The organism is Marinilactibacillus sp. 15R, assembly GCF_001895285.1.
In the GTDB taxonomy this organism is placed as follows: Bacteria; Bacillota; Bacilli; order Lactobacillales; family Carnobacteriaceae_A; genus Marinilactibacillus; species Marinilactibacillus piezotolerans.
Genome location: NZ_CP017761.1, coordinates 723,854 through 742,591, shown reverse-complemented (window position 1 = coordinate 742,591; position 18,738 = coordinate 723,854). Strand labels below are relative to the sequence as shown.

Genomic DNA, 18,738 nt, shown 5'->3' with positions numbered 1-18,738 from the left:
AATTGGATAAATCACTACATACGTTAAGACCAACAAATCAGGATACTCATGTAAGATCAGTAAAAACATAAGAACGACAAACAAAAAGGTTAGCTGTTTGGTTTGGTTTTTAAGATCCCTAGAAAATTGATTGACTAGAAAACGAATATAAGCCTCATTCAGAATTCCCCTTTTTCTCTATCTAGTTTTTCAAGGTTAAAGGATATCAATAATTTCTTTCTTACTTGCTGCATTTGCTGGTGCATAACTGAAAATCAATCCCACTAGTGCGGAAACACCAATCGAAACAAGAATTGTAAATAGATCTAATCCAGTAGAAAACGGTAAAAAGAATGAAGCAATAGAAGAGAATAACCAGCCAAATAAATAGCCGAATATTCCACCAATACTTGTCATCATAACACCTTCTAGTACAAATTGAGCTCGAATACTCTTTTGAGAAGCTCCAAGAGCTCGACGGATACCAATCTCTTTTGTTCGTTCGGATACTGAAATATACATCATATTCATAACGCCGATTCCGGCAATAAATAAGGAGATTCCAGCAACGCTTGCGATAAATAGCGTAATTCCTCTCAGAACTTGAGACAACCCATCATCTAAAGCAGACATATCAAAATGAGTATAGGTTCCTCTATCTCTCATTGTACCTTCTTCTTCTAATAGTGACACACTCTCTTCTGCAACATCTGAAGGAAGAGAGCCTCTGGCAACTGTTATACTAATCTGATCTTCAATGGTATCCTCTTCATGATAGCGATTATAACTGCTTTTTGGAATTTCAATCTCTTGCGGTAGAAACCCAGCGAGAATACCCGAAGCGTCAACATCCCCTTCTGATACTCCAACGATTGTATACAGCTGATCCCCAAGCGATACCCCTTTCCCTAAAGCTGCTTCTTCTGATGCATATTGGCTCTCGATAAGCGAATAAGGTACCACAACAACTCGGTTTTCTCTTTCGTTATCGATAGAATCAAGTGATCTTCCTGCTACGACAGGACTACCGCTGTCTTCTATTAGAGAGGCTTCCAAATAATTCTCTTCTCCGTCAATCGTAGTATCAAATGAGGCATATTCTGAATTTATGTTAATCGTCTCTACGCTTTGAACGCCATGTACATTCTCAATCATTCGCATGTCCATATCAGTAAATAGATCTTCATTCGTTTCAAGCATCCAATCTGGATCATCTGCCTGAAATTGAATATCAACGGTTAACAGTTCTCCTTCATCAGGATTCAAAGAGTCTAAAACATAGTTCTCAAATCCTCTTCCAATAGACATGATCGTACTGACCGCAGCGATTCCAATTACGATTCCGATCATTGTTAAAAAGCTTCGTTTTTTATTTTTAAGGAGTGCATTCCATGCCCCTTTAAAAAACACTAACGGGTTCATGTCTTCACCTCACTTCTTCGGTCAGTATGCCATCTTGCATATGAACCACACGGTTACAATACTTGACCGTTGTCGGGTCATGCGTAACTAAAATAATCGTAACCCCTTCTTCTTCATTCAACTGTTTGAACACATTCATAATGTCATTAGAGGTTTGCGTATCTAACGCACCAGTTGGCTCATCCGCTAAAATAAAGTCAGGATTATTTATGATTGCTCTGGCAATTGCTGCTCTCTGTTGTTGACCACCTGAGAGCTGTTTCGGCATTTTCTTTCCTTTATCTCCAATGCCCAGCTTCTCCAATAGTTCCAATACTTTACTTTTAGTCTCTCGATAATTCCATCCATCATATAACAATGGCAACTCTACATTTTCTTCAATTGTTAAAGTCTCTATTAGATTAAACTGTTGAAATACAAAACCTACGCGCTGGTTTCTAAGTTTAGACAAGTCAGCATCATTTTTAGAAGTGACAATATTCCCTTCCAGGAAGTAATTACCTTCATAATTTCGGTCAACAAACCCAATCAGATTCAATAACGTTGACTTTCCAGATCCTGATGGGCCCATAATTGCTAGAAAATCGCCTTGGTTTACTTCCATTTCAACATTTTTCAGTACGGGAATCCATTCATTGTCTGCTTTATAAGATTTCCCGATTTTTTCTAACTTAATCATACATCACCATAACCTCATCCCCATCTGCTAGTTCAGGATTCGGGTCAAGCAGTACTTCTTCATCCACTTCCAATCCAGAGTCCAACACATAGAAATTGCTTTCTTTATGGGCTTCGATTTCTCGACGCTCTACGATTCCGTCAATTATTACAAAGACGATTTTTGTTCCATCTTCTTCCTCGACAACAGCAGATTGGGGAAGATAAATGGCGCCTTCACTAAATCCGACCTGAACTGAAAATCCATATTGAATTGGTTCTTCTGGTATAACTGTAAATGGATATCTTGAAGAAGTTGAGCCTTCCGCACTAGCTTGCATAGGCAGCGAACCGATTTGAGTAATTTTTCCCGGTATTTCTTTATCAGAACTCATTAAACTGATTTCTACAGGACTTTCTTCTTTGATTTTGTCATAATCATATTCAGAAACAGTGGCTTCGATTTTAACATCTTTAGATAATAAACGAACAACTGGTTCTTCACTAGATGCAAGTGTAGAAGCGTTTGTGTTAGTTACTTCAATAACACCTGAAAAATCAGCTGTAACTGTTGTGGTAATGCCTTCCCTCAACGTTTCAATCTCATATTCGATATCTTCCATTTGATCGTTCAGTTCATCTATACTCATCTCAGCACTTTCGATTGTGGCTTCTGCCTCTGCTTTATCTGACTCATATTCCATTAAATCAGTTTGTGCAGTTTCGAATCCTGCGTCCATACTTTCTTCTGTTTCAGCAGGCCCTTGTACAGTCTGGTTGCTTTTTTCTATATTTACATTGGCTGTACTCAACGCGTCTTTGGCGTTGGCGAGTTCTGTTTCTGCTTCTGAACGACGTTCTTTTAATCTACTATACTGACGATTCTGTTCATCCAATAATTGCTGATTTTCTTCATTTGTATAAGTAAATAATTCTGTTTCCGCTTCAACTTCCTGCCCATCTTCCACAAGTACTTCAGCGATCACGCCTTTTGATGCATCGTAATACTCTTCTTGAACTTCAGAAGCTTGGACTATTCCGTCAAATAAAATCGGATCTTCTTCTCTAACGATATGTACCGAATACGTTTCTTCTGCATTACTTTCCAGATCGGAATTCTGGAAAAACTGAATAATAAAAAACAGAATCATAAGTACAATAATAATACCAACAGTAATTAAACCTTTTTTTTCACCGACCCGTTTCAACAGTGAACGAGTCGGTGAATTTTCATCTATTTTTTTCAATCTTTTTTCCCTACTTTCTATTAGCCCAACATATTTGAAGCAAGAGCATTAAAAGCTATACTCAAGACTATTCCAATTACAAGCCACGCTACTTGGACAATTGTGATTGCCTTTTTGATATGTTGCTCTTTTTCTTCACCTGAAAAGTAGAAGAATAAAAAGAGTACAGTCGTAATAATGTTGACAATTGTTCCCACAATCAAGTTCTCTTGATAATTAAGTTGTTGTACCAAAAAGTTCATCACTGTTCCAATTGCAGTAGAATAAAATAAAGCTGCCCAGATATCATACTTATAGACATTTTTTTCTTTAGAAATCCATTGTGTAGGAAACTTGGTAAAAGCGTATTGTATACTCAAAACAATAAAAGCACCTATCGCTCCAACTATTCCGCCTATCACACCACCAGCAACTAAAGCCCCTGAATTTCCCTCTAGTTCTTCTAAACCAGTTGTATCCATGGTGAAAATCTGTAATGCTGCAATTCCTAAAATAACAACTGCAAAAACTGCCATTGCCACCCATGGAAACCCTTTGTTTTCACTTACCTCTACTTCTTCACTCATCTTTGTTCCTCCTTTTTAATAAATCAGCAAAGCAAAAAGATATTTTATATTTTCCACTCTTTTCACTAATTAATATTGTAACAAACAGATAATTATATAACAACGTCATTTTATAAGCTCCAATTTGTATAACAGGAAATTTTTAACATCAAGATTTCTAAAACATCTCCAAAAAATTAGCACTTTGCTCTTTAAGTATTCATCATACACTAAAACACATACTTTAGGGGAGCAACGCTCCGTTGCCCCCTTGGAATTCCATCTATATCAACAATAATATATAGTAATGCTCGTAATAAAAAATTTCCCTAAGTAGTAAAAAATTAAACTCACTACTAAAAAACAAAGTTTCTTTAACAAAATATGGATATACATAAATTTTAAAAATAAATTTCAAAACTAATTTTTTACTAAATTTTAAAATCGTTTTGTCAATTCTATTATTAGAAATATAACAAATTTTATCCGAAGCTTAGTTTACTCCACCATATTTTAAAACGAACAGAATCAGAAAAATGATAGTTATCATTAAAATAGACTACTTTATCTTTTTTTAAAATTGCAACCTAAAAAACGGTTAATTCTTCAACTACCAAATTTAAATCATTCTCTTTAGGCATTTTCTTCAGTTATAGTATCAACGAAAATACATAACTTATTGCCAAGTTCAAATTTAATGTTAGAAAGCCAATCAGAATGTAATGGTTAATTTTGAATTGCTTATACAATAGATAACTCACTAATGCGAAAAACAAAATATTAAATGGTCCGTAGTGCGTTCGAATCATATCTACTATTGTTTCTTTTCCTAACACTGTTTCATCTATTAGAGCAGAAGTTGATCCAAGGAAACTATTATAAATTACTTTTATTACAAAGGTAACCATCGAAATAGAATATACCCATGAAACTGGTAACAGACAATTTTTATAGGTTATATCTTGTCCTAGCATTAGTATAACGAACCAGAATAAAAATCCTGTAAATAAAATATAGTAAGCAGGATTAAAAAAAGAAATAAACACACCAAATGAAATAGCCAAATTTTTCAAAATACCTATACCATCTGGATTAGTTGACGCTGCTTCATTTAATAGCGAATCTATAAAAGGCCCGTTTTGAAGAGTGATCAAAAAAGTTAACGTTGCACTAATTATCCCATATAAAATTATTAAATAGATCGGATTATTCTTCAATCTATTTATCATTTAAAAAACCTCCAAGTTTAGGCAGGATTAGTTAAGTACTCAATAAATGCAGCAAAACCTAAGAGCACTATACCTATACAAAATTTCATAACTATACTTCTTACAATTTTAGTGGATTTTGAGCTCTTTCTATTTATAACATACTTAAATAAGGTAATCACAATTGATAATCCCAAATAAAAGGCATATAACTCTATTAATCCATGAAAAACAATATATTTAAGTGCCACAATCATATTAGTTTTTTGGGCCTCAAATAAAATAAATAATCCTAAATTTAATACATTTAAATAGACCTAGATAATTCATACTTTTGCTTGAATCGTGGAAACACTGCCTAATGGCAGGCACTATGATACTTTTATTGTTTCACCTGTTAAGTGATGAAAAAAGAACTCCATTCTGATATGGTAAAGGTGTCGAAACCAACCATAAGAAAAGGAGTTCTTCTAATGACTAGCTTACACAAAAAACAGATTAAATTCAATTCTAACATTACCATTTCGCATACAGGTGGACGCTTATCTAGTGATTCCGGTTTGGTCTTAGTTAAAGAACTAATGAATACCTTTGGTTTCTCTGATTTAGCTAAACGACTACTTCACTTAAAAGAAAATCGTGCTTACTTCATACATGATAATCTAGCAATTTTTGAGCAGCTTATTATGCAGCTAACGGCTGGTTATTCGACAGACTCTTCGGCTAATATATTAAGACATGATCCAGTATTTCAAGTTATTCTAGGTAGAAATCAGTTAGCCTCGCAATCGTCGCTTTCGCGATTTCTAGACCGTTTTTCAGAAGAGAACTTAGATCAGTTACAGTCATTAAATCAATCATTAATTGATAAAGCGCGTCTGATTCGTAATGATACCGAGTTGATCATTGATATTGATTCAACACACTCAGATACCTTTGGAAATCAAGAACAAACCGATTATAATGCCCACTATCAAACTTATGGATATCATCCTCTAGTTGCCTTTGATGGACTGACTGGAGATTTCTTAAAAGCTGAACTACGTTCAGGAAATCAATACACATCTAAAGGTGTAAAAGCTTTCATAGAACCTTTACTGCAGCATTATAATCACTCCTTACCGAATACCGACATACTCGTTCGTGGAGATAGTGGATTTGCAACACCAGAGGTGTATGAAGCTTGTGAAGCCAACAATAGCCACTATGTTATTCGTTTAAAGAACAATAAAAAAGTGAGTCAACTAGCTGAAAAATCAGTTCTATATGGTGAAAATCAGAAATGGGAAGAGAGAGAAGTGCAGTACTTTTCAGTACCTTATCAAGCTAAGTCATGGTCAAAACCTCGTCGTCTCTGCATTCGTTCTGTTCGAGAAGGAGGAGAACTCCTTTTTCAGCATACATTTATTGTGACAAACCTATCAAAAAATGTATCCCCTGAAGTCATATTCTCTCTTTATGCCAAACGTGGAACGATGGAAAACTTTATCAAAGAAGCGAAAGCAGGATTTTATTTTGATAAAACCGATAGTCCACGCTTCTTAGAAAATCATGTAAGGATGTTAATGAGTTTACTCGCTTATAACCTCATCAACTTTTTAAAGACGATTGGGTTTGATGAACGAGATAAAGGTCTGACTGTTCAATCCATACGACTGAAATTACTTAAAGTAGCCGGGAAACTTGTCCAAACAGGTAGGCAAGTCTATCTTAAACTGTCTAGTTATCACGTTTATCATAAAGAATTCTATGCTGTCTTCGACCGCCTGAGGCGGTCCCATTCATGGGTATAAACTAAGCGGATACTATTTTTTTAAGAGAAAAGTTCCAAGGGATAAGTGTGCCCAAAATTATACAAAAGTAATTTTTGGGCACTTACAAAAATGAAAAGAGTCTTTAAAAAGATTGTTTTGGGCAAAAGTTATCAAAATAAATAAAGCGAGAATGATTTTTTTAAGAGATTTACTTAAAATACAGAGTTATGAATTATTCAGGATAGATTATAAAAACAGAAGTAACTCCTAATGTTAAGGTGCCTGCTATAATCAGTAAAAATACATATAAATTATTCATAAATATATCAAAGGTTGAACGATAGTTTAATGTGTTGTTGATAATATTATCTTTTTCTGAAAAATCAAGACTCAAAAAATAAGCAGATACTCCCCCAAACAGGATTAGAAAAAGAAATATGTATACATCAATATTTTTCACTATTTTTTTTTTAATCATAAAAAAGGTTTTCCAAATCTTGAACAGTATGTTCCGCTGTTATATTTATTTCGTGCTTCAGTTTTCCATTGTTTATAAATAAGATCTTTGAACTTATATCTTTCACTATAGAAATAGCATGCGATGAAATTAAAATTGTTTTACCTGATATAGATAACTCATTTAATATTTCTTTCATAACAATCATTTGCTTAGGATCCAAACCATCAAATGGCTCATCCAATAGTAATAAATCTGGAGAATGTATGATAGTTACGATAAATTCAAATTTTTTTCGCATACCCTTAGATAAGTTTCTAATTGAAGTATCATAATAATCATATAGGTTTAATTTCTTTAATAGGATATCTAATTTTTCCTGTTTCAATTTTAAATTTCTGACCCTACTCACAAATTGTATATTCTCTTTTATTGACAAATAATCATATAAATTTAATCTTTCAGGCAATAATCCAATTTTTGTCTTCAAAAAGTTATCATCTACCTGCGTTTGATTGAACCAAATATCATGTGTCTCCTCATCAAGACCTGCAATAGCATTTAAAATAGTCGTTTTTCCTGCTCCGTTCTCTCCTATTAAACCAACGATTTGTCCCTTTTCACAACTAAAGGATATATCATCAATAAAAAAATTTGTATGATCGAAATGTTTACTTAAGTTTTTCACTAATAGAGAAACCGTCATTTTAAACGCCTCCATACTTTTTTTGTTTCGTATAATGAACAAAAACTTTACAAATATAAAATAAAAAAAGGTTAACAGCAAATACAATCACTATATTAGGATTTATCAGTTTTTCTGCTTTTGATAAGTAAAAAACTGTCGCTAGACCAGATACTGTAGAGAGTAAAAAGCCAAATATTTTGGCTTTTTTTGAACCACCTTCATACTCATCTGTATTTCGATTTACCTCCGCAAATAGAATAGTTCCCGTTAAAAAGAAAACGGATTGATTTAGTAACCACGGTATCATTCCTACCAAAAATATAAGTTGATTATGGATAGTTTCCGGCACTAAAAGCAAATAAAAAATGGTAAATAATAGTACAATAACTACAGTAAAAATAAAAGATATTTTCATTTTATAGTTAATTCCTGAATAATTCATACTTTCTTTTGGAACATGTAGAAACTGCCTAACGGCAGGTGAAATTAACTTTTTATATCATCACCCTTTAAGTGATGAAAAAAGAACCCCTTTCTGATATGGTAAAGGTGACTAAACCAACCACAAGAAAGGAGTTCTTCTAATGATTAGCTTACACAAAAATCAAGTTAAATTCAATTCAAACATCACTATTTCCCATACAGGTGGTCGCTTATCAAGCGATTCTGGATTAGTCTTAGTTAAAGAAGTCATGAATACCTTCAATTTCTCTGAACTGGCCAAAGGCCTGTTGCACATAACGGATCATCGTGCCTATTTCACCCATGATAATATAGCGATACTTGAGCAGTTCATCATGCAGCTGGTCGCTGGCTATTCGGCAGACTCTTCAGCGAATCTTTTAAGACAAGATCCCGTATTCCAAATGGTGCTAGGCAAGAAGCCTTTAGCCTCTCAATCATCACTTTCACGTTTTCTAGACCGTTTCTCAGAAGAAAATATCCATCAACTACAGTCTTTGAATCAAGCATTAATCGATCAAGCACGTTTGATCCGCAATGATACAGAATTGATCATAGATATTGACTCTACCCATTCAGATACCTTTGGCCATCAAGAACAGACTGATTATAACGCTCATTATCAGACATACGGGTACCATCCTTTACTTGCCTTCGATGGTTCAACGGGAGATTTCTTGAAAGCTGAACTGCGTTCAGGGAACCAATACACATCCAAAGGCGTGAAAGGGTTTATAGACCCGTTGTTACTTCACTACAATGAGGCATTACCCCATACCGACATATTGGTACGGGGAGACAGTGGGTTCGCTACACCAGAGGTGTATGAGTCTTGCGAAGCCAACAGCGCTCATTATGTGATCCGGTTAAAGAACAATCAAAAGCTCAGTCAACGAGCTGAACAATTAGTCCTGTACGGGGACAACCAAAAATGGGAAGAGCGAGAAGTTCAGTATTTTTCTGTACTGTATCAAGCTCAGTCATGGTCCAAACCTCGTCGTGTCTGTATTCGATCTGTTCGTGAAGGAGGAGAACTTCTCTTTCAACACTCGTTTATTGTGACTAGTCTTTCAGAGACGATCTCTCCTGAAGCTGTATTCTCTCTTTATGGTAAACGCGGTACAATGGAAAACTTTATCAAAGAAGCGAAATCAGGGTTTTATTTTGATAAAACCGATAGTCCACGATTCCTGGAAAACCATGTCAGAATGATGATGAGTGTCTTGGCTTATAACCTCGTCAATTTTTTGAAGACCATTGCGTTTGAGAAACTGAATCAGGGCATGACGATTCATTCCATTCGATTGCGATTACTTAAAGTTGCCGGTAAACTCGTTCAAACAGGGAGACAAGCTTATCTCAAACTGTCGAGTTACCATGTATATCAAGCTGAATTTTATAAGGTTTTTGAGCGCCTAAGGCAATCCAGGCAATGGATTTAGACCCTTAAATGCAAAAAAATTTTCAATCCTTCACTTTCAAGGGAGAAGTATGCCCTTAAACACTTAAGAAAATCCTTAAGAGATTGATTCAGTAGAAATCAAGTCCAAAGACACATTGTTTAATGAAAAAGTCGCTAATTTTTTCAAAAACAAATAATCTGTTCAAGAAAACAGGCTTAATTACAGAGCTATGAATTATTCAGGTTAATTTTATAATCTATAAAATGACCAAAATGTTTTAATTTTAATATTCTTGACTGTTCAGAGTCAAACCCCACCATATAAAGAATAGCAATTTGAAAACAACTAAAAAGCGCGCCTACAAAATAACCGACATACCCTAACATCATGTGATAATTGCCTTCTTGCAAAAGTTGACTATCATATACAATCATTAGTAAGCCTAAAGCAAATATTGGCCAAATAAGTATTGATAGTGCAGCGGATGAAAAATTAAATCCTGACTCCTTATAGGCAATAATTAGTTCAGTTATTAATGGACTTTTATCATGTGACTGAAATTTATTGACTAATAGAAAAGATAGGATTTTAGACAATAAAGTTATAGAAACCACAATAGCAATCAGCATCCAAACTCTGTCATCAAAAGCAAATGAATTATTATTAATTAATAGTATTAAAATCCATGTTTGATAATTAAGTATACTTTCAAAAACAGTATTAAAGCTTATATATGAAGTCAAGAGGATTTTATTCCTGATGATATAGCATATTGGAATAAGTACAATAAACAATAACATATACAAAAAAATCAATATTAGATTTACGCCTTGTAAAACTAGTAGACTCAATAATATAAATAAGTAAACAAAATTTCCAATCTGGTTAAAAAAAGATTTGGCAATATCTATTCCAATATAAAAATTTTTTTTTGTATATCCTAGTGCAAGAAAAGAGTCTACTTGACTATTATTATTACGAGATTTTTCTGTTGAAGAAAGGCCCGTAGTCAAAAAACTCATAAATAAAAAAATTGCAATTATGGGTATCGTTTCTACTGAAAGCAATCTGGTTAATAAACCATATATTAAAGGAATCAACAAACTATTAAAGAAGATTCCTGAAAATAGCACAAGCTTTGATACGCTACTTTCTCTTTTAAAACTGTTTTTTACATAATAATAGGCTAAGATCACGCTTTTATTTAATTTATAATTCATTAAACTAGCCCCCTAAAAAAATGTAAGTTAGTGAAATTAGTATTTAAAAATGTTTTTTATCTTAAAGTGCCAATCCGTATTTTACACCATGTTTTTTTATATAACTAATAGCTACTGAGGCTATAGAAGCTAATCCTGCAGATGCAAGAACAGCAGCTATTATTCCAATAACAGTTGTTACATCAGCAAACGCACCTAAATATGTTAAAACCCACCCAGGTATCTGAGGGAAGTTAGCTGCCAAGTTTGCAATTGGCATATTGTCTTGAATAATTATAGGCAATAGTAAAGCTAAACATACTATACCAAAAATGGATATTGCTAATATTCTTTTCTGATTTTTCACATACATATTATCTTACTCCTTCTTTTAATTGTATTTTTTCACTAACTTACATAACTCTTAGGTAAATCAAAGAACCATAGCGTGTCAATTGCTAGCATTATTGACACTTCTAATTTATCAGAAATATCTGTTATTTATAACGGTGGTAAACCACCGTATTTCAATTTTTAATAAAGTGAAAAAATATAAATTCCGCCCTTTATATATACAAACTTCATTTTCCTGATGGATAAGGTGTGTAAGCAAAAAATATAGGAAACCAACAATTTAAACTTGTCGGCTCCCTACATCTATCCTAGACTTTTTAAATACAACGGGTGTATCCGTTAATTCTGCACTTCACACCATATTCAGCAATATCAAATGATCCTATTTGACACTTAAACTCAAAATTTTATATCTCTTCACTTTCTCTTGTAAACAATTAAGATAATATACGTGGAACTAATTCTTAACGAAATAGCATATTTAAATATCTCAATGCGATGTAGTCAAGAAAGCTTTATCTTTTTTCGATTATTTCTTTCGAAATTGACTTAACATATCCTTTTTTTTGTAAATCGCTGAGAGCCTTGTCAAATTGTCCAAAAGGCATGTTATGCTTTTTAGGCACTTCGAGTTCAATGTATACTGTTTCCCCACTTTTAACTTCTTCCCCGTCACTCGTTTCGAACTTGATTGTCAATATTTTTCCCTCCTTAAAAAAATTATCATTCACAAGTTTGCTCTATCAAAAATTTCTTTTCATTATAATGGTTGTAAACCACCGTATTTTTTCAGATAACATAAATAAAAAATCGGAAAATTGAAACGCTTCTTTATTAACCAATCATTTCATATCCTAAATTTATTGCCTTACGTATTAGCTTTTTATCATTCTCAACCTCAAATTTAAGCATCAGATTCTTTTTATGCCGCTCGACTTGCCTTAAAGTAACATTCAATTGTTCACTTAATTCTTTATTCGTGTATCCTTTACATATATAAAGAAGGGCTTCTTTTTCACGTAAAGTCAGTTTAGGCAGCTTTTTCTCTTTTGTCATTCCAGGTTTTTCTCCATTAATAGCTTGTATAATTTGAGCTAAAAACTGCCTTGGTTTTGGATCTTTTAAAAAGAAACCAGCTGCTCCAAATTCACGTGCTTCCGTTCTGAAATTTGCTTGATTACCGTGACCAGTCACAAAAGCAATTGGCATTTCTGGAGCGAAATTCTTAATGTTTTCTGCAAAATCAAATCCACTCATACCGTCCAGGTTAATATCAATGATAAATAAATCAATTAAATTATTTTCTAAACATTCTATTATTTTTTTCACTTCTTCAGGATAAAATGAAAAAACTTTTTCCACTTCCGAAAACTGTTGTAAAGAATAAGCAAATCCTTCCATGAACATTCCATGGTTATCTACAATAGCCAACCTCAAAATTACCCCTCCACTTCAGGCACTCGAATATCTACCTTAAATCCTTTCTTATTAGCAGTCTGAATCATCACTTCTCCACCAATTGCTTCAACTTGACGATATAAAGAAGCTAACCCAAAACGAGTTGTTGAATTTAAATCTCCATTCCAACCAATGCCATCGTCTTCTATCCTTAAATACCACTGTGTCGTTTGTTTTTCTAAAAAAACAACTAAATTTTCAGCATTTGAATGCTTATAGGTATTTACCATACATTCTTTGATCGCACGATAAAGTAAACTCTTTATTTCTATTGGACTTTCTTCAAAAGAGTCTACATCAATATCCATATCTAACGTAATATCGGTAGGTAAATGCTCTTCTAGTGCTTGTGATAGTTCATAGACTAGCCGATCAATTTCTTTTCTGTTTGAAGGATACCCCATCCATTCAATGGTTCTTAATTTAATAGATTTCTCCAATTCGTTGGTTATCATTTCTGTTCGCTGACGTATACGATCTATTGAATTTTCAGAAAAAATCATTTGTTTTAAATAATAAATGTATTGTTGAACATCATCATGTAAATATCGAGAAATCATATCATGGTAAACATCCACTGACTTCATTTCGCGTAAGTACAAAGATTTTTCTAAAGCCGTGTATGAGCGATCCTCTATTTTAGATTTTAATTCTAACAGTTTTTCTTTTTCTACTAGAGAATGTAACCACTCTTTAATTTCTGTCGTAATTTCTTTTCTTTCTTCTTTATTAAAAGGATACGAGCAATTGACTTCAACTTCGTAGAGCAAATAATCTTGGTTAAGGTTAACTATTACCTTGTTCTTTTTCGGATAAAGCCTTGTTGTTTCTTTTATATCATCAGTAGTAAATAAAGTCGTTAACTCATTTCCATCTCTTTTAGAAAATGTAATCCCAGTAATTTCCCATTTCCCTGTCCAGTACTGACTCATTCGCTGAAAGTCTTCTTCCATCAACTTGTTTTTCAACTGATAAAACGTTAACATTTCTCGTTCTTCTTGAAATGTACGGAGTTCCTTTTCTACAGTCTTCTTCCGATACTGAGTATACAGGATTGTGCCAATATAAATCACATATCCAAGTATGAGCAAAAAATGACTCCCTCTAATGAGCTGCATTACTGTTGGATCAAATGATAAATATAATATCACCAAGATCAAGCCCAGTAGTAATAACACTAAAAAATAACTAGAGAGGAAAGAGACTTTCCAATAACGATGTAAAATCAAATTATTTTTATTTAGTAAGTACCCCATAACTACTGGCAACACCAAAACAAACCCTAGCGTCCACAAATAATGGAAAACTCCATTTAAAAATACTGCCGGTATTAAACTAACGACTATAAACGGAGCGATTGAACTTAAGGCTGCGACTAATATTAATCGAACTTCTTTAGACTTCCATTTTAATGTACCTTGATTTTTATTATCATTGTAAAGTTTATAAGAAAAGAATAACATCAACAATAAATTACTGAAGAAAAAAACGTTCGAATCAACTGTTAGTATTTCAAAGCGGGAAAACTCTCTTAAAACTGCCAATAAACCGAGAATTAAAATCCAGGTGCAGCTCTTATTAGTAGATGGTTTGTGTTCGCTGATATTTTGATTGATAAAGTATAAAAATAAGGGTGGGAAAAACGAAATCAGTGATACCATACTTTGCTGAACATAAACAGACATGGACTCATTAAACCCTGTGATAATCCACGAAAAACTCATCACAACTAATATAAAACTAAAGTTCAAAGAGGAGAGTTTAGTTCTTACAGTCCAAATACTCAATAAAATATTTAGGCATATGACAATTACCATTACTGTTAAGAGTATGGGAGAAAAAGTTAGATTCGTTATATAAAATATATACGCATTAAGGCTTAAGAATAGCCCTACTGAAAACCAGGCTACATACTGAAATTTATTAAATGGGGTGGTCATCTTTTAAAGCTTTCCTTTCTCACTAAAAGAGAATCAACTTTCTTTTTATCTGAACAGATAGATAGTAAAAGATCTCTTGCGCGGTTACTGTATGATATAGCCAACATTTGACCATAAGTTTGAATACCATACTCGCTCAATGCATTTTTAATCTCTTCTATGTTTCCTTTTCTTTCCTCATAACTTGAATGAATTAATAAATGCAGCATTTCTTTTTTATTTTGCTTTTGCGCATAAGTAAGTAATTTGAGAAGCGGAAGGGTTCCTTTATTGTTTAAAAAGTCTGAGGGAAGTTCCTTATTAAAGTTATTTAGATCATTCATAATTTGAAACTTGATAGCTAAATATTCAATAGCCTTCAAAAGAGTCCATGATGGCTTAGGATCTATAAGGTAAATAAACGATTGCATTAATTTAATAGAACGTTGAACCAAATAATAGTAATCATCTTCTGAACTAGATTCATTAAGTTTATAATGGTCTTCTGCTGATTGAACAACTAAAGACTGGGTGATACAATCAACAAATTTTTTGAAATTAGATTGGGGGACAAGAATTTTTATTTTTTCCAAAGTAGTCCATAAGTATTTAGATAGTTCCTGTGTATGCTTAATTAGATAAAAGTACTCCGGTTTATCTTTATCCATTAAATCATCAATTAAATCTGTTAATAACCCCAACTGTTCAACCAAATCAACTAATTTATTATTAGATTCTACGTTCAAAAGTTCTTCAAGTAAAAGGTAATATTTTTTCCACGTTAAAGCATCGTTCGTTTTCTTATGTTTTGTTGTAACAAAAAATGTATCAAAACTTTCTGTTATTTCCATAAACCTCCCTCAGAAATAGGTATATCTAAAAGTTCTAATGTTGCATCATGAAAATCACTTTCTGACAAATGAAGTGTGCTCAAAGTTTCAAGACCATCACTATTTAGTTGAAATGTTTCTTTGCTTTCTTTCCATTTTTCAACTAATTCCCATAATTTTTCATTCTCCATTATTTTCACCTCTTCCTATTTGTACTATATTAAGCATACCAAACTTCAAAATATAATTCCATTATTATGTTACGATATTCACATTCTTTTGAATCTATTAATAATGGGGCTTAAATCTTTATAAACTAAAAGATATATTGATTGAATGAAGGGTTTCTCAATAGGTTGCCTATCGATAAAATAGCAACTGAACACTATATTAACTTTACTTTATCATTATACTTTACCTAAAGAATAATCTTAATAAAAAAGCATTAATCCTGAATAATTCATAGCTCTAAATTTAAGCTATTTTTTTGAACAAAGTGCCTATATTTAAATTAGGCAGATACATTCTTCCAAAATAATGTGTTTTCGAACAGGATATCTACGGAAGAAGGCTATAATAAAAATTATTTGTCTATTTAAGGGCAGACTGACCCCTTGGAAAAATAGGTTAAAAATTTTTACGATAACTAGCCTAAATCCATTGCCTAGATCGCCGTAGGCGTTCAAAAACCTTATAAAATTCAGTTTGATACACATGATAACTCGACAGTTTGAGATAGACTTGTCTACCTGTTTTAACGAGTTTGCCGGCAACTTTGAGCAATGTCAATCGTATAGAATGAATCGTCATCCCCCGATTCACTTGTTCAAATCCAATGGTCTTTAAAAAATTGACGAGGTTGTAAGCCAGGACACTGATCATCATTCTAACGTGATTTTCCAGGAAGAGTGGGCTATCTGTTTTGTCAAAATAAAAGCCTGATTTCGCTTCTTTGATGAAATTCTCCATTGTACCCCGTTTGCCGTAAAGAGAGAATATGACTTCAGGTGAGACATTATCGGATAGATTAGTCACAATGAATGCGTGGTGAAAGAGCAATTCTCCTGCTTCACGAACGGAACGTATACAGACTCGACGGGGTTTCGACCATGATTGTGCTTGATAAGGGAGTGAAAAACACTGTATTTCTCGGTCTTCCCATTTTTGGTTATCCCCGTAAAGAACGGATTGCTCAGCTAATTGACTTAACCTCCGATTGTTCTTTAATCGGATCACATACTGACTTTCATTTTCTTCACAAGACTCATACACCTCTGGTGTTGCGAAGCCGCTGTCTCCACGAACCAATATGTCAGTATTCGGTATGGATTCATTGTAGTGGTGTAACAATGGGTTGATAAAGGCTTTCACCCCTTTAGATGTGTACTGATTACCTGAACGCAGTTCAGCTTTTAAGAAATCTCCAGTCAGTCCGTCAAAGGCAACTAATGGGTGGTAGCCGTAGGTTTGATAATGGGCATTATAATCTGTTTGTTCTTGATGGCCAAAGGTATCTGAATGAGTGGAATCGAGATCAATGATTAACTCGGTGTCATTGCGAATCAAACGCGCTTTATCAATCAGCGACTGATTTAATGCTTGGAGTTGATCCATGTTCTCCTCGGTGAAACGATCCAGAAACCGTGAAATTGACGATTGTGAGGCTAATTGTTTTCTGCCTAACACCATTTGAAAGACTGGATTCTGTCGTAACAGATTAGCTGACGAGTCTGCCGAATAACCAGCAATCAGTTGCATAATGAGCTGTTCTAATATCGCTAAATTATCATGCGTGTAGTAAGCACGGTTATCTTTAATGTCCAGAAGTGATTTTGCCAAATCAGAAAACTTGAAGGTATCCATTACTTCTTTAACTAAGACTAAACCCGAATCACTCGATAAACGACCACCTGTATGCGAAATGATGATGTTTGAATTGAATTTTACCTGGTTTTTGTGTAAGCTAATCATGAAGAGAACTCCTTTCTTATGGTTGGTTTAGACACCTTTACCATATCAGAATGGGGTTCTTTTTTCATCACTTAACAGGTGAAAATGAAAAAGTAAATTTAAGCTGCCGTTAGGCAGTTGGCACATGTTTCAACGAAAAGTATGAATTGTTCAGGATTAATTAATGATTATTCCCAATTGAAATAAACCCTTATTCTTTTCATAAGTGTTTCTCGTTTTAAAAAGTAAACATTTTCGTTATAATGAAGGGAAAGAAAGATTCAAACTTAATATTAGGAGGAAAATAATTATGAAATTTATTAAAGGCGCTATCGTTGGTGCAGCATTAGCTTTGTTATTCGCACCTAAAAGTGGAAAAGAAACACGCAATGATATTTCAAAAAAATTCGGTGAAAAGAAAGAAATGGCAAGCGGTTATGCAGATATGGCGAAAGCTAAGTCTGAAGAAGTGTCACATGCAGCAAGTGAAGCATCGGATAATATCAAAATCACTTTAGCTAAAACAGCTCAAGACTTAAAAGAACAATTACATTCTGCTTCCGAAGAAATTAAAAACGAAACAATGAGTGCTGAAGCTGACGTAGCCCGTACAGCTCAAGAAGCTAAGGATGAAGTATCTAACAATAATACACCGAACAACAAAAATATGTAAGTTCAATCGAGTAGGAGACAAGCCATTAATTGACTTGTCGACCTCTCACACCACCGTACGTACGGTTCCGTATACGGCGGTTCAATATCTTTTGTAAGCAGACTCCCCTAGGTGGCTTAGTGAAACTAAGCCCCACTGGTGGAGTCTTTCGTTTGTAAGTGCCCAATGAACTTCAGGCGTTTTGGATAGTCGCCAGTATTTCTTTCTTGAAAATCCAATCCGTTTTGCGCTATCCTCATCTAAACCGTACTCTAATAACTTCGTTATCTTTGTTTTCGGTCGTTTCCATCTTTTTAAGATAAGCTGTCTGAGTCTGTGATGTAACCATGGTTCTATCTCGTTTGATATGAATCTTTTGATAAATCCTAATCCAAAGTAGCCAATCCAACCTCTTGTGACTTGGTTGATTTCCTTTATAACAGTAATGAAGTTTCCTGGACGTTTACGACTCGTTAGCCGCTTTAATGTACGCTTAAACTTCTTCTTGGCTTCTTTTGTAGGAATAAAACGACAGGTTCCATTTACTTTCATCA

Annotated in this window: 21 protein-coding genes; 3 read left to right on the top strand and 18 right to left on the bottom strand. The window is 33.7% G+C overall.

The genetic code is table 11. The annotated features are described in order from the left end of the window. Positions 1 to 195 precede the first annotated feature (195 nt). The 6 genes from BKP56_RS03650 to BKP56_RS14210 all read right to left on the bottom strand — a co-directional run bounded on the left by BKP56_RS03650 (position 196) and on the right by BKP56_RS14210 (position 5,315). Positions 196 to 1,401, bottom strand: a complete 1,206-nt coding sequence (locus BKP56_RS03650; RefSeq protein WP_072693751.1) for an ABC transporter permease — start codon at positions 1,399 to 1,401, stop codon at positions 196 to 198. 4 nt (positions 1,402 to 1,405) lie between these two features. After that, positions 1,406 to 2,080, bottom strand: a complete 675-nt coding sequence (locus BKP56_RS03645; RefSeq protein ID WP_072693750.1) for an ABC transporter ATP-binding protein — start codon at positions 2,078 to 2,080, stop codon at positions 1,406 to 1,408. After that, positions 2,073 to 3,305 carry an efflux RND transporter periplasmic adaptor subunit gene (locus BKP56_RS03640; RefSeq protein WP_072693749.1) on the bottom strand — a complete coding sequence of 411 codons (1,233 nt, stop codon included), beginning with the start codon at positions 3,303 to 3,305 and terminating at the stop codon, positions 2,073 to 2,075. Before BKP56_RS03640 ends, BKP56_RS03645 begins: the two co-directional genes overlap by 8 nt. A 20-nt stretch (positions 3,306 to 3,325) precedes the next feature. Then, on the bottom strand, positions 3,326 to 3,871 hold the full coding sequence (locus BKP56_RS03635) for a hypothetical protein (RefSeq protein ID WP_072693748.1): 546 nt from the start codon (positions 3,869 to 3,871) through the stop codon (positions 3,326 to 3,328). A 629-nt stretch (positions 3,872 to 4,500) separates the two neighbouring features. Then, entirely contained in the window at positions 4,501 to 5,079 is a 579-nt protein-coding gene (locus BKP56_RS03630) for a hypothetical protein (protein ID WP_072693747.1), read from the bottom strand. Between the two features lie 17 nt (positions 5,080 to 5,096). After that, complete coding sequence (locus BKP56_RS14210; RefSeq protein WP_072693746.1) at positions 5,097 to 5,315, bottom strand: stage II sporulation protein M; 219 nt, start codon at positions 5,313 to 5,315, stop codon at positions 5,097 to 5,099. Between the two features lie 216 nt (positions 5,316 to 5,531). Here BKP56_RS14210 and BKP56_RS03620 point away from each other — a divergent pair, with 216 nt between their 5' ends. After that, on the top strand, positions 5,532 to 6,851 hold the full coding sequence (locus BKP56_RS03620) for an IS1380 family transposase (RefSeq protein ID WP_072693356.1): 1,320 nt from the start codon (positions 5,532 to 5,534) through the stop codon (positions 6,849 to 6,851). A 193-nt stretch (positions 6,852 to 7,044) separates the two neighbouring features. Here BKP56_RS03620 and BKP56_RS03615 read toward each other — a convergent pair whose 3' ends face one another. From BKP56_RS03615 to BKP56_RS03605, 3 genes are read right to left on the bottom strand one after another with little or no spacing between them, the layout of a single operon-like run. After that, a complete protein-coding gene (locus BKP56_RS03615) occupies positions 7,045 to 7,290 on the bottom strand; it encodes a hypothetical protein (protein WP_072693745.1) in 246 nt (81 codons plus the stop codon). Continuing rightward, positions 7,283 to 7,975 carry an ABC transporter ATP-binding protein gene (locus tag BKP56_RS03610; protein ID WP_072693744.1) on the bottom strand — a complete coding sequence of 231 codons (693 nt, stop codon included), beginning with the start codon at positions 7,973 to 7,975 and terminating at the stop codon, positions 7,283 to 7,285. Before BKP56_RS03610 ends, BKP56_RS03615 begins: the two co-directional genes overlap by 8 nt. A 1-nt stretch (position 7,976) precedes the next feature. Then, positions 7,977 to 8,372: a hypothetical protein gene (locus BKP56_RS03605; protein ID WP_072693743.1), complete on the bottom strand. Its 396-nt coding sequence runs from the start codon at positions 8,370 to 8,372 to the stop codon at positions 7,977 to 7,979. A 169-nt stretch (positions 8,373 to 8,541) separates the two neighbouring features. On the opposite strand from BKP56_RS03605, the gene BKP56_RS03600 reads away from it, so the two are divergent. After that, positions 8,542 to 9,861 carry an IS1380 family transposase gene (locus tag BKP56_RS03600; RefSeq protein ID WP_072693419.1) on the top strand — a complete coding sequence of 440 codons (1,320 nt, stop codon included), beginning with the start codon at positions 8,542 to 8,544 and terminating at the stop codon, positions 9,859 to 9,861. A 188-nt stretch (positions 9,862 to 10,049) separates the two neighbouring features. Here BKP56_RS03600 and BKP56_RS03595 read toward each other — a convergent pair whose 3' ends face one another. From BKP56_RS03595 to BKP56_RS03560, 8 genes are all read right to left on the bottom strand, one after another. Then, positions 10,050 to 11,042, bottom strand: coding sequence for a hypothetical protein (locus tag BKP56_RS03595; protein ID WP_072693742.1), 993 nt, complete (start codon positions 11,040 to 11,042; stop codon positions 10,050 to 10,052). A gap of 61 nt (positions 11,043 to 11,103) precedes the next feature. Then, positions 11,104 to 11,394, bottom strand: coding sequence for a hypothetical protein (locus BKP56_RS03590; RefSeq protein ID WP_072693741.1), 291 nt, complete (start codon positions 11,392 to 11,394; stop codon positions 11,104 to 11,106). Positions 11,395 to 11,890: 496 nt separating this feature from the next. Beyond that, entirely contained in the window at positions 11,891 to 12,073 is a 183-nt protein-coding gene (locus BKP56_RS03585) for a hypothetical protein (protein ID WP_072693740.1), read from the bottom strand. A 136-nt stretch (positions 12,074 to 12,209) separates the two neighbouring features. Further along, positions 12,210 to 12,806: a response regulator gene (locus BKP56_RS03580; protein ID WP_156849213.1), complete on the bottom strand. Its 597-nt coding sequence runs from the start codon at positions 12,804 to 12,806 to the stop codon at positions 12,210 to 12,212. An 8-nt stretch (positions 12,807 to 12,814) separates the two neighbouring features. Beyond that, positions 12,815 to 14,557: a sensor histidine kinase gene (locus BKP56_RS03575; RefSeq protein WP_156849212.1), complete on the bottom strand. Its 1,743-nt coding sequence runs from the start codon at positions 14,555 to 14,557 to the stop codon at positions 12,815 to 12,817. Between the two features lie 212 nt (positions 14,558 to 14,769). Continuing rightward, positions 14,770 to 15,603: a class 1 isoprenoid biosynthesis enzyme gene (locus BKP56_RS03570; protein ID WP_072693737.1), complete on the bottom strand. Its 834-nt coding sequence runs from the start codon at positions 15,601 to 15,603 to the stop codon at positions 14,770 to 14,772. Beyond that, positions 15,594 to 15,773, bottom strand: coding sequence for a hypothetical protein (locus tag BKP56_RS03565; RefSeq protein WP_072693736.1), 180 nt, complete (start codon positions 15,771 to 15,773; stop codon positions 15,594 to 15,596). The genes BKP56_RS03570 and BKP56_RS03565 overlap by 10 nt, the downstream gene beginning before the upstream one ends. A gap of 460 nt (positions 15,774 to 16,233) precedes the next feature. Then, positions 16,234 to 17,553: an IS1380 family transposase gene (locus BKP56_RS03560; RefSeq protein WP_072693735.1), complete on the bottom strand. Its 1,320-nt coding sequence runs from the start codon at positions 17,551 to 17,553 to the stop codon at positions 16,234 to 16,236. Positions 17,554 to 17,842: 289 nt separating this feature from the next. On the opposite strand from BKP56_RS03560, the gene BKP56_RS03555 reads away from it, so the two are divergent. Then, entirely contained in the window at positions 17,843 to 18,205 is a 363-nt protein-coding gene (locus tag BKP56_RS03555) for a YtxH domain-containing protein (RefSeq protein WP_072693734.1), read from the top strand. A gap of 81 nt (positions 18,206 to 18,286) precedes the next feature. On the opposite strand, the gene BKP56_RS14185 is transcribed toward BKP56_RS03555, so the two are convergent. After that, on the bottom strand, positions 18,287 to 18,736 hold the full coding sequence (locus BKP56_RS14185; RefSeq protein ID WP_232226953.1) for a group II intron maturase-specific domain-containing protein: 450 nt from the start codon (positions 18,734 to 18,736) through the stop codon (positions 18,287 to 18,289). Positions 18,737 to 18,738: the final 2 nt, after the last annotated feature.